Annotated in this window: 8 protein-coding genes; all 8 read left to right on the top strand. The window is 71.2% G+C overall.

Going from position 1 to position 12,351, the window contains the following annotated elements:
* Positions 1 to 607: 607 nt before the first annotated feature.
* The 8 genes from IE313_RS18820 (at position 608) to IE313_RS18785 (ending at position 12,210) form a co-directional block, all read left to right on the top strand.
* Positions 608 to 1,636 carry an ABC transporter permease gene (locus IE313_RS18820; RefSeq protein ID WP_189933692.1) on the top strand — a complete coding sequence of 343 codons (1,029 nt, stop codon included), beginning with the start codon at positions 608 to 610 and terminating at the stop codon, positions 1,634 to 1,636.
* Positions 1,637 to 1,720: 84 nt separating this feature from the next.
* Positions 1,721 to 3,505 (top strand): ABC transporter substrate-binding protein, encoded by a 1,785-nt coding sequence (locus IE313_RS18815; protein WP_189933690.1) that lies wholly within the window; start codon positions 1,721 to 1,723, stop codon positions 3,503 to 3,505.
* A gap of 119 nt (positions 3,506 to 3,624) precedes the next feature.
* Complete coding sequence (locus IE313_RS18810; protein WP_189933688.1) at positions 3,625 to 4,605, top strand: ABC transporter permease; 981 nt, start codon at positions 3,625 to 3,627, stop codon at positions 4,603 to 4,605.
* Between the two features lie 10 nt (positions 4,606 to 4,615).
* Positions 4,616 to 5,644, top strand: coding sequence for an ABC transporter ATP-binding protein (locus IE313_RS18805; protein WP_189933686.1), 1,029 nt, complete (start codon positions 4,616 to 4,618; stop codon positions 5,642 to 5,644).
* A gap of 26 nt (positions 5,645 to 5,670) precedes the next feature.
* Entirely contained in the window at positions 5,671 to 6,750 is a 1,080-nt protein-coding gene (locus IE313_RS18800) for an ABC transporter ATP-binding protein (RefSeq protein ID WP_189933684.1), read from the top strand.
* Positions 6,751 to 6,928: 178 nt separating this feature from the next.
* Positions 6,929 to 7,396, top strand: a complete 468-nt coding sequence (locus tag IE313_RS18795) for a hypothetical protein (protein WP_189933682.1) — start codon at positions 6,929 to 6,931, stop codon at positions 7,394 to 7,396.
* A 206-nt stretch (positions 7,397 to 7,602) separates the two neighbouring features.
* Positions 7,603 to 11,106, top strand: a complete 3,504-nt coding sequence (locus IE313_RS18790; protein ID WP_189933680.1) for a HEAT repeat domain-containing protein — start codon at positions 7,603 to 7,605, stop codon at positions 11,104 to 11,106.
* Positions 11,107 to 11,427: 321 nt separating this feature from the next.
* Positions 11,428 to 12,210, top strand: a complete 783-nt coding sequence (locus tag IE313_RS18785; protein WP_189933678.1) for a polysaccharide lyase family 7 protein — start codon at positions 11,428 to 11,430, stop codon at positions 12,208 to 12,210.
* Positions 12,211 to 12,351 lie beyond the last annotated feature (141 nt).

Genomic DNA, 12,351 nt, shown 5'->3' with positions numbered 1-12,351 from the left:
TCGGCATGAGCGTCCCGGCCGATCCACGGCACCCGCACGGCCGTACGTCCTCAAGAGTGGCCGCCTCGTATATCGCCGTGACGTCGACGGAGTTGCATGCGTGTTAACGCTGTCGGGGCCGTTCGCCCGGGGCGCCCGGACACGGCTCCGGGCAGGCCCGCGCCGGCGCCTGCGCGCAGGTGCCGGGGGTTTTGCGCACCGGGCCCGTGCCGCCCCCGAGGGGGTGTCACGGGCCTTCGTGTGCGCACCGGGTGCCGAAGCCCGATCGGAACTGCCGGGCCGCAGGAGGCGCTTGCGTCCATATCCGGCCATGGTGTGGGCAACGGTAAGGACACCTGTCATCCGGATGTACGGAATCCGAGACATCACCGCCCGGTTATCGAACTCAATGCCGGAAGATCCCGTTAGATCCCTAAAGGTCCAAATAATCTACTCCCGTAGATGTAATCTGTTGGCATAGATTTGGTCATGTAATCACCAAGAAGTTAAAGAGCAGTCCAAGGCCGCCAGCGATTCATTGACCCTGGACGAACAGGGTTGAAAAGGTCCGCGTAGCCCGTGGGCGCGTCCTGCGGAGTGTTAAGACCCCCTCCGGGCCAGGAGTGCCATGACCTCCCCAACTCCATCAGCCGCCGCCCCACTCGAGGTGGTGGCCGAGAAAAGCATGCTCACGCCGGACCCTTCCGGACCGAAGGGCGGCGAGGGCCGCTCCCCAGGGCGGCTGGCGTGGCGACGCTTCAAACGGGACCGCACAGGCGTCATTTCCGCCTATGTGGTCATCGGCTATTTCCTCGTGGCGCTCTGCGCGCCGCTGATAGCCAAGCTGTACGGCAAGGACCCGTACGTCACCTACGGGCAGAACCAGTCGGGCCTGCTGAACGACTTCGGATTCCCGGTCAAGCCCAACGGCGGTATCAGCGGGGACTTCTGGTTCGGCATCGAACCGCAGCTCGGCCGCGACCTGTTCACGTTCCTGCTCTACGGGATCCGCAACTCCCTGTTCATCGCGGGTGCGGTCACCCTGCTGGTGACCGTGATCGGGATCACCATCGGGATCACCGCCGGCTACCTCGGCGGCAAGACCGACTACCTCATCGGCCGGATCATCGACATCCTGCTGGCGTTCCCCCAGACGCTGTTCTTCATCGCCTTCTGGCCGGTGATGATCACGATCCTGGTCGCGCCCGACGACGCCATCCCCACCTGGCTCACGATCACCAGCCTCATCACGGTGATGACGGCGTTCGGCTGGGCCCCCATCGCACGTCTGCTGCGCGGTGAGGTGCTCGCGCTGCGGGAGCGGGAGTTCGTCGAGTCGGCGAAGGTGACGGGTGCCTCACCGGCACGCATCATCTTCAAGGAACTGCTGCCCAACCTGTGGACGCCGATCCTCATCCAGGCCACACTCGCGCTCCCGCTCTACGTGACCGCGGAGGCGGGTCTCGCCTTCCTCGGCGTCGGGCTCACGGCCAAGACCCCCGACTGGGGCGTGATGCTGCAGCGCGCCGCCGACGTGTACCAGGACGACATCACCTTCATGCTGTTCCCCGGCGTGACCATGGTGGTCTTCGTACTGGCCTTCAACCTCCTCGGCGACTCGGTCCGCGATGCACTCGATCCGAAGACCAAGCGCTGAAGCACTCCGTGCCACCACCGGCCGGGCGACGGGGCCCCGCCGGAGCACCACATCCGCTCATCCACACTCTCAGGGCAGGTAGCCATGTCGTTTTCCCGGAGAAACTTCGTCATAGCCACATCGGTTGCCGCGGGCAGCTCGATGGTGCTGTCCGCGTGCAGCAGCGGCAACGCGGGGGGCGGCGGCGACGGCACACCGGCTCCCGGCGCCACCTCGTACACGGGGTCCAACGTCAAGATCGGCACCAAGGAGGACTCGACCGGCCCCGCGCCCGAGATCTCCGGCGCCAAGAAGGGCGGCACGATCTACGGCGTCTCCGAGGACGACTTCTCCCACCTCGACCCGCAGCGCATCTACTTCGCGTTCAACTCCACCGCGGCCCTGCTCTACGCCCGCTGCCTCACCGGCTACAAGATCGACCAGAACGGCCACCTGACGCTCGTCGGCGACCTGGCCACCGACGTCGGCACCGCCTCCGAGGACAACAAGACCTGGACCTTCACCCTGAAGGACGGGATCAAGTGGCAGGACGGCAAGGACGTCACGGTCGACGACGTCCGGCACGGCATCGAGCGCGCCTGGGCGCCGTTCATCACCGAGGGCGCGGCCTACGTCCAGCAGGCGCTGACCGGCAAGGGCGACTGGCGCAAGGGCTACGAGGGCCCCTACAAGGGCAAGCACCTCGACTCGATCGTGACGGACAAGGCGAAGAAGACCATCACCTTCAAGCTCGCCGAGGCCCGCCCGGACTTCAACTTCACGCTGGCGATGCACTCGTACGCGCCGACCCCGGTGCACGCCGACACCAAGGAGAAGTACGACAAGCAGCCGCTGTCCAACGGCCCGTACATCGTCAAGCACCGCTCCATCGACAAGTCGATGACGCTGACGCGCAACAAGTACTGGGACCCGAAGACGGACGCGATCCGCAACGCCTACCCGGACGGCTTCGAGTTCGAGTTCGGCCCCACCGCGCTGGAGTCGGCGGACCGCTTCATCGCCGACCAGGGCACCGACCAGCAGATGGTCTCCATCTACAAGAGCATCCCGGCCGAGCGCATGCAGAAGGTGCTCTCCACCCCGGACCTGAAGGCCCGCACCTTCAACGGCCTGCTCACGGGCACGTACTACTACGCGATCAACTGCAAGCGGATCACGGACGTCGACGTGCGCAAGGCCCTCAACATCGCCTGGCCGCTGGAGCAGATCCGCAAGATCTACGGTGGCCCCTCGGCGGGCGACTACGCGACCACGATCCTCAGCCCCGACATCCTGGGCCGCGAGAAGTTCGACCTGTACGGCAAGCTGAAGAAGCCGCGCGGTGACGCGGCAGCCGCCAAGGCGCTGCTGAAGAAGGCCGGCAAGCTCAACCAGAAGATCGTCTACACGTACCCGCAGAGCCCGACGTACGACAAGACCGCGGTCGTCATCGAGCAGGCGCTCAAGGCCGCCGGCTTCGACCCGGTCGTCAAGGCCACGGACTCGACGTCGTACTACGACCAGATCCAGCAGACCGACAACAGCTTCGACGTGATGTGGTTCGGCTGGTCCCCGGACTGGCCCACGGCGTACACGATGATCCAGCCGCTGTTCGACAGCGCCAACATCGGCAACGGCCAGAACAACGTCTCGCAGACGAGGGTGTCGTGGATCGACAGCAACATCAAGAAGGACGTCGTCATAGCCGACCAGAAGAAGGCCGGTTCCGCCTGGGCGGCGCTCGACAAGCGGATCATGGATGAGGTCGTCCCGGTCATCCCGGAGACCTACCAGCGACGCTACTACCTGTACGGCTCCAAGGTCGGCGGCGCCATGATGGACCCGCTGTTCTCGGCCACGCTGCTGTACAAGACGTACGTCAAGGCCTGACGGACGGCCCCCGGGGCCGGCGGTCCTCGGTGCTCCGAGGACCGCCGGCCCCGGGCCCGAAGTCCCGGCAATCCCGGCAGTCCCGGCTCCATCGGCATCCGTCAGGAAACACCACAGCCATGTTCCGCTTCCTTGCCCGTCGCATCGTCGGCGCCGCGGTGATCCTGCTGATCATCAGCGCCCTCGTCTTCGTCCTCTTCTACACCGCGCCCCGCGACCCCGCGCGTGTCGCCTGCGGCAAGGTCTGCACGCCCGAGACCCTGGCCCTGGTGCGCAAGAACCTGGGGATCGCCGATCCCGTGCCGGTCCAGTACTGGCACTGGCTGCAGGCCGTCTTCGTCGGCCGCGACTACCCCTCGTACGGCCACTGCCCGGCGCCCTGCCTGGGCTACTCGTTCCAGAACCGCGAGCCCGTCTTCGGCACCATCGTCGACCGCTTCCCGACCACCCTCTCGCTCTCCATCGGCAGCGCCGTGGTCTTCCTGATCTTCGGGGTCGGCACCGGCATGCTGGCGGCGGTCAAGCAGGGCAAGTCGATGGACAAGATCGCGTCGTCCGCCTCGCTGGTCGGCTCCTCGCTCCAGATCTACATCCTGGGCCCGGTGGCGATGTACTTCCTCACGGACCAACTGCACCTGCTGCAGCGGCCCACGTACACGCCCTTCACGCAGAACCCGGCCGCCTGGTTCACGGGTCTCCTGCTGCCCTGGCTGGTGCTGTCGGTGATCTTCACCGCCAACTACACCCGTATGTCGCGCTCCCAGCTCGTGGAGACGCTCAGCGAGGACTACGTCCGCACCGCGCGCGCCAAGGGCCTGCCCAGGCGTACCGTGTTCTTCCGGTTCGCCTGGCGCGGCGCGATGGGACCGATCGTCACGATCTTCGGCCTGGATCTGGGCGTGCTGCTCGGCGGTGCGATCATCACCGAGAAGACCTTCAGCCTCCAGGGCATCGGCGCACTGTCCGTCAAGGCGGTCGCCACCAACGACCTGCCGACGCTGCTGGGCGTGGTGATGGTGGCCGCCGGCGCCATCGTGGTCCTGAACATCGTCGTCGACGCCGTGTACGCGCTCATCGACCCGCGCGTCCGCCTCGCCTAGGAGAGCCACCATGAGCAGCACCCCCTTCCTCTCCGTGCGTGACCTGCGCGTGCACTTCTCCACCGAGGACGGCATGGTCAAGGCCGTCGACGGCCTTTCCTTCGACCTGGCGCACGGCAAGACGCTCGGCATCGTCGGGGAGTCCGGTTCCGGCAAGTCCGTCACCAACCTGGCCGTCCTCGGACTGCACCACCCCGACCACACCGAGGTCTCCGGGGAGATCCTGCTCGACGGCCAGGACCTGCTGACCGCGACGGAACGCGAGCTGGAACGGCTGCGCGGCAACAAGATGGCCATGATCTTCCAGGACGCCCTGGCCTCCCTGTCGCCGTACCACAGCATCGGCCGGCAGATCGGCGAGACGTACCGCAAGCACACCGGAGCCTCCAAGCGGGACGCCCGGGCGCGGGCCGTGGAGATGCTGCGCAAGGTCGGCATCCCGCAGCCCGACCTGCGCGTGGACGACTACCCGCACCAGTTCTCCGGCGGTATGCGGCAGCGTGCCATGATCGCGATGGCACTGGTCTGCAACCCGGAACTGCTGATCGCGGACGAGCCGACGACCGCGCTGGACGTCACCGTGCAGGCCCAGATCATGGACCTGCTCAAGGAGCTCCAGCAGGAGACCGGGACCTCCATCATCTTCATCACCCACGACCTCGGGGTGATCGCCGACATCGCGGACGACGTCCTGGTGATGTACGGCGGCAAGTGCGTGGAGCGGGGCACCAAGCAGGAGGTCCTGCGCGCGCCCCAGCACCCGTACACCTGGGGGCTCCTGGGCTCCATGCCGACGCTGGAGGGTGACGTGGACGTGCCGCTGTCGCCGATCCCCGGCACCCCGCCGAGCCTGCTCAACCCGCCGACCGGCTGCCGGTTCCACCCGCGGTGCACCTTCGCCGAGCAGGTCGGCGGCGGCCGCTGCGCCGCCGAGCAGCCGCCGCTCGAACTGGTCGAGGGGCGCGGCGCGGCCTGCCACCTCACCGGTGAGCAGCGCGCCCGGTTCTCCGCCGACCGCGCCGCGGCGCGAGCCCACTGACGTACGAGAGACGGGACTTCCCGACCATGAGCAGTACCACTCCCCTCCTGGACGTAGCCGGGCTCACCAAGCACTTCCCGATCATGGGCGGCTTTCCCATCCGGCGGAAGATCGGCGCGGTGCAGGCCGTGGACGGCCTGGACTTCAGCGTCGCCGAGGGCGAGAGCCTCGGCCTGGTAGGCGAGTCCGGCTGCGGCAAGTCGACGACCGGACGGCTGATCACCCGCCTCCTGGAGCCGACGGGCGGCCGGATCAGCTACCGGGGCAAGGACATCTCCCACGCCTCGCGGCGTGAGCTCGCCCCGATCCGCTCCGAGATCCAGATGATCTTCCAGGACCCCTACGCCTCGCTGAACCCGCGGCAGACGGTGGGCAAGATCATTTCCGGGCCGATGGAGATCAACGACGTCAACCCGCCGGGCGGCCGCGAGAAGCGGGTCCGCGAGCTGCTGGAGACGGTGGGCCTCAACCCGGAGCACTACAACCGCTTCCCGCACGAGTTCTCCGGCGGCCAGCGGCAGCGGATCGGCGTGGCCCGTGCGCTGGCGCTGGAGCCCAAGCTGATCGTGGCCGACGAGCCGGTCTCCGCGCTGGACGTCTCCATCCAGGCGCAGGTGGTCAACCTCCTGCAGAAGCTCCAGCAGGAGCTGGGCATCGCGTTCGTCTTCATCGCCCACGACCTCGCGGTGGTCCGGCACTTCTCGCAGCGGGTCGCCGTGATGTACCTCGGCCGGATCGTGGAGATCGCCGACCGCGACGAGCTCTACGGCAACCCGCGCCACCCGTACACCCGCGCCCTGCTCTCCGCGGTGCCCGAGGTCAGCCCGGACGACACCCCGACCCGCGAGCGCATCCGCCTGGCCGGCGACGTGCCCTCGCCCGTCAACCCGCCCTCCGGCTGCCGCTTCCGCACGCGGTGCTGGAAGGCGACGGACAAGTGCGCGAGCGAGACCCCGCCGCTGGCCCGTGTGGACGGCAGCCGCGCGGGGCATCTGACGGCCTGCCACTACCCGGAGGCGGCCGGGGACCCGGGCGAGGAGATCATCCTGGATCCCGGGATCGCCGCCGCGGGCTCCGGCACGGACACGGTGGTGGCGAAGGACTGAGCCGGCTCCCGGGCCGGCCGCGTCCGCACGCATCGGGGCGCTCCCTCACGGGGAGCGCCCCTTGTCGTCGGTGGCCCTTAGAGTCGAACCAGGGCCACCCCGGGCGGCGTCTTCTCGCCGACGGGAGCACGGGGCCCGGGAGCCGGGGGGGCTTTCGGCCGGGGGAAGGGCGGGCGTGATGAGCGGTACGGCGGGCGGGCGCCGGGTGTGGGTGGTCGGCGGGCTGTGCGGTTCCGCCGCGGTGGGTCTGCTCGCGGTGAGCGTGCTGGTCGACCTGGACACGGGCGACCGGGTCGCGAGCGTGGTGGGCGCCGTGGTGGGGCTCGCGGGGTTGGCGGTGAGCGTGTGGACGGCGGTGCGGGACGGGCAGCCGGGCCCGGGCGCCCCGTCCGGCGGTGGCACCCGTCGGACGGTACGGGCGCGCGGGCGAGGAGCGGTGGCCGCCGGGGGCGATGTGTCGGGCAACGCGGTGGGCGACCGGTCCCGGGTGACGCGCACGGCCGCACCGGCTTCCCCTCCCGGCGGGGGCCGGACACCGCCGCCGGGCCGGAGTGAGGTGGCGGCCCGGGGCCCGGGTGCCGTCGCGGCGGGCGGCGAGGCGTCCGGGAACGCGGTCGGTTCGGGAAGCGAGGTCGAGGAGCGGTGAGCGCGGGTGGGCCCCGCTCCGGATCCTCGTCGGACGCGGCGGACGGCGGCAGGGGCCCGACGGGGTCCGGCGCCGGGGACGGTGGACCGGTGGCCGCGGGCCCGGGCGGCGGGTCCGGGCCGGAGGCCGGACCGGTGGCCCGTGGCGGACCGGTAGGCGAGGCAGGACCGGTGGCCGGGGCCGGCTTAGGGTCCGGGGGCGGCGCCGTGCCCGGGCCGAAGCGGGTCTCCGCGCGGGGCACGAGTGCGGTGGGCGCGGGCGGGGACGCCGCGTACAACGCGACCGGCGCGGGCAGCAGCGTCCAGGACAACCGCAGCGTGACCGTCATCGTGACCGGCCCCTCCGCACCGGATGGAAGCCCCCTGGGCCCGCGGGAGACGAGCGCCGCCCTCGACGCCTACGCCGCGCAGATCCGCGCCGCGTACGGCCGGCTCGACCTGGAGGTGCTGATCCCGACCACCGAGGGCGAGCACCCGCGCGTGGACCTGCGCGACGTCTTCGTGCCGCCGCTGCTGCGCGCCGACCCGCCCCGGGTGGAGCTGCCCGTGGAGCTCCAGCGGCGTCTCGTGGAGCGCGGGGAGCTGCCGGGCGCGCAGGACGAGGTGCCGGACGTGCCCGGGGTGGACCGGGGGCTGTGGGAGCGGGCCCGCCAGGCATACCGGGAGCGGCCCGCGCTGGCCGTGCTGGACACGCTGGCCGCGGGCGGGTCCGGCCGGCTCGTGCTGCTGGGCGACCCGGGCGCGGGCAAGTCCACCCTCGCCCGCTACCTGGCCCTGGCGCTGACGTCCCGGGCGCTCACCGGCCCGCTGGAGCCGCTTTCCGGGCTGCTCCCCGTGGTGGTGGAGCTGCGGCGCTACGCGGACGCGGACTGGCGCGAGCGGTCCTTCGAGGACTTCCTCGCCCACCTCTACGAGCAGGAGCGCAGCGTCCCGCCGCCCGCGCTGCTGCGCCGCCGGCTGGAGAGCGGTGCGGCCCTCGTGGTCTTCGACGGCCTCGACGAGCTCTTCGACCCGCGGGTCCGCACGGACGTCACCGGCCGGATCACCGGCTTCGCCGCCCGCTACCCCGACGCCAGGGTCGTTGTCACCTCGCGGCTGATCGGCTACACACGGCACCGGCTGGAGTCGGCCGGGTTCCGGCACTACATGATCCAGAGCCTCACCGACGAGCAGATCGCCGCCTTCGCGGACCGCTGGTACGCGGCGGTCTCACCGGCCGACAGGCAGGAGGCCGAGCGGCTGCGCACCCGGCTGCGGGACGCCGTCTCACGCTCCCGTCCGGTGCGCGAACTCGCCGGCAATCCCCTCCTGCTGACCATCCTCGCGATCATCGCCCGAAGGCAGCGGCTGCCCCGCGACCGCGCCGGGGTCTACCGGCACGCGGTCAACGTCCTCATCGCCCACTGGGACGAGGACGCCAAGCACCTCGACCTCACGCCCGGCATCCGCTCCGTCGCGGACCTCGACGACCGGGACCGCCGCGAGATGCTGGAGCGCCTCGCTCGGCACATGCAGAACGGGGAGGGCGGCATCGCGGGCAACCACGTCCTGGGCGAGGAGGTGGAGCGGGTCTTCACCGGCTACCTGCGCGAGACGCTGCTGCTGGACCTCGCCCCGGCGAAGAAGGTCGCCCGGGCGATGGTCAGGCAGTTCCGCGAGCGCAACTTCATCCTCAGCCGGTACGGCAGCGAGGTCTACGGCTTCGTGCACCGCGCCTTCCTGGAGTACCTCGCCGCGAGCGACATCGTGCGCCGCTACGAGCAGCGGGAGCTGACCGACGACGAGTTGCTGGACGACGTCTTCGCACGCCGTGCGCCCGACCCGGCCTGGCACGAGGTGCTGCTGCTGATCGTGGGCCAGATCAGCGAACGGGTCGCGGGGCGCGCCGTCGACAGGATCCTCGAACTGGACGCCGGGGAGGGAACGGGCCGGCACAGGGCGCCGCCCGCCGTCCTCGCGCTGCGCGCCCTGGCCGAGGTGCGCAGGATCGGGCCGCTGGCGGACCAGAGCATGCGCACGGCGGAGGCGCTGGTGCGGTTCTGGGAGCAGACCGACTTCCAGCCGCCGACGGTCCAGGCGGACATCGAGGCGTCACTGGTGTCGCTGGGCCCCAACTGGCCGGGCCGGCGGCGTGTGCTGCGCCGGCTGCACACGTCGTGGCTCGGTCTGGACGGCGCCGGCGTCGCCTTCGGCCTCTACGACGACGTGGAGGTGCTCGCCGTCATCGCCTGCCGCGCCTGGAACGCGCCGGGCAGGTACGGCGCACTGGCCCGGCTCGCCCGCGGGTGGCCCGACCTGCCGGCCGTACGCGCGCTCGTCGAGGACCGCGCCGTGCACGACAGCAGCGCGAGCGTCCGACACCGGGCCCTGAGTGCGCTGGTCACGCACTGGGACGCGGACCCGGCCGTGTCCGCTGTCCTGCGGGACCGGGCCGTTCGCGACCCGGACGCCACCGCCCGCACCGTCGCCCTCTACGCGCTCGCGGAGGCCGGCGCCACCGATCCGGCGACCCGCGCGCTCCTCGACGACCGGGCGCTCCACGACCCCGGCGACACGGTCCGCAACAGCGCCCTGGACCTGCTGGCCAGGGGCTGGCACCGGGATCCCGCCGTGCGGAGCCTGGTCGAGGACCGCGTCACCCACGGCACCGGCGACACCACCCGCGAGGCGGCTCTGGGCGCCCTCGCCAGATACTGGAGCGACGATCCGGCCGTGCGGGAGCTGGTGGGCGAGAGCGCCGTCCACGACCCCGGCGACCACGTCCGCGAGGAGGCGCTGAACGCACTCGCCCACCAGTGGGGCGACGACCCGGCCGTGAGCGGCCTCCTGCGGGAGCGCTCCGCCGAGGACCCCAGCGAGGAGGTGCGGTGCTCGGCCTTGGACACGCTCGGCACCTACTGGCCCCGGGACCCCGCGGTCCTCGCCCACGTCCTCGACCGGGCCGCGCTCGACCCGAGCGGGCACGTGCGGCACTCCGCCCTCCAGACGCTGGCCGGGTGCTGGGGCGAGGACCCGGCCGTGCGCGCCCTGGTGCAGGAGCGTGCCGTCCGCGACGAGGACGAGTACGTCCGCGGCGACGCGCTGAGCGTGCTGGCCGAGCACTGGGGCGACGACACCGGGGTCAGGGCCCTGGTGGTGGCGCGCGCCACCGGGGACGCCAGCGGCACCGTCCGCAGTGACGCGCTCGACGCGCTCGCTGACCACTGGGGCGACGATCCCGCCGTGCGGGCGCTGGTGGCCGACCGCGCCACCGAGGACCCCAGCGACCACGTGCGCCGCTGGGCGCTCACCACGCTGGCCGACCACTGGCGCGACGAGCCTGCCGTACGCGCCCTGGTGGCCGACCGCGCCGACCACGACACCAGCGACTACGTCCGCGGCAACGCGCTCGCCCTGCTCGCCAGGCACTGGCCCAAGCAGCCGGAGGTCACGGTGCCCGCCCTCGTCGAGGCGCTGCGCACCTGGGCCTACCTGGACGAGGGGCCCGCCGCCCCCGACTTCCTCACCACCCCGCTCACCGCCTCCCGCCACCCCGAGGTGCGCGTCACCGCGGCGCGGCTGCTCGGCGCACTGTGGCCGGCCGATCCGCGGACGGTCCCTGCGCTGCGGGCGGCGGCCGCGGACGACCCGGACGAGGAGGCGCGGGTGGAGCTGGCGCGGGCCGCGGCCATGGCGGAGGCGTACGCGCCGGTGCACGACAGGTTGTGGTGAGCGGGGCGGTGACCCGGCCGCCGTCGTGACCTGCCGGCGCACGCCGGGCCGCGCGGTCCGGTGGTGCGGGCCGGGGCGGGCGGCCCGGGACGGGCGGTCCGGGAAGCGCGGTCCGGGACGGGCCGTGCGAGGGGCGGGTCGAGGACCGCCCCGCCCATACGTCGCTTCCCTCCGCATATGGAGGCCCCTCGTGGTGAGCGGTGAACTCCCCGCCGTGTCCGGACCGTTGACCGTCGCGACCGGGCCGTGTTACCCACGTCTGGCGCCCCTTTGGACTAGACCTAGCTCACCCCCACCACTTCGAGCTCCGAAGGACCCCCCATGAGACTGCGTTCCAAGCGCTCCAAGTTCCTCACGGTGATCGCCGCCACCGGCGTCGCCGCCACGCTCAGCTTCCTGGGCAGCACCAGCGCCAACGCCGCGGACCCGTCGAAGTCGCCCGGCGGCAACTTCGACCTGGGCGTCTGGCAGCTCCAGGAGCCCGTGGGCTCCCCGGGCTCGCCGACCACCATCTCCTCGTCCCAGTTGGAGGGCGGCTTCCAGGACTCGTACTTCTACACGGACACCCGTGACGGTGCGATGACCTTCTGGGCACCGGAGAAGGGCGTCACGACGCCGAACTCCAACTACGCGCGGTCCGAGCTGCGGGAGATGAACCGCGACGGCAGCGCCGCGAACTGGTCGCTCAGCGGCAGCCACAAGCTGAGTGCCACGCTGCGCGTGGTGTCGGTGACGAAGAACGTCTGCGTGGGCCAGATCCACCTCGGCACGGGCGGCTCGTCCACCAAGCCGCTCGTGGAGCTGTACTACCACTCCAACGGCGACATCGTCGTCGGCACGGAGAACTCACCCGACGGCGGCCAGACGACGCACACCGTCGGCCATGTGTCGATCGGCAAGACCTGGCAGTACACGATCGCCGTCTCCGGTGGAAACACCATCGACCTGACGATCAACGGCAGCACCACGCACTACGGCATTCCGTCCTCGTTCAACCAGTACAAGCAGTACTTCAAGGCGGGCTCGTACAACCAGTCGTCCTCGGACAGCACGACGAACGGTGCGCGCGTCGGCTTCTACGGCCTGACCGTGTCGCACGGCTGAGCGCCTGGCCCCCGGCGGGCCGGGGGCCAGAACCCGCCGGACCCGGCCGCTCCGGCGTCCGGGTCCGGCGCGGAGTGACCGGCCACAGCGGAGGCGTACGGCTACCAGGCCCTGACGGCCGTTCCCGCCCCCTTCCGCCCG

It is taken from the genome of Streptomyces sulfonofaciens (assembly GCF_014656295.1).
Taxonomy (GTDB): domain Bacteria; phylum Actinomycetota; class Actinomycetes; order Streptomycetales; family Streptomycetaceae; genus Streptomyces; species Streptomyces sulfonofaciens.
The sequence above is the reverse complement of the archived record's forward strand: the minus strand, read 5'-3'. Positions and strand labels throughout refer to the sequence as shown.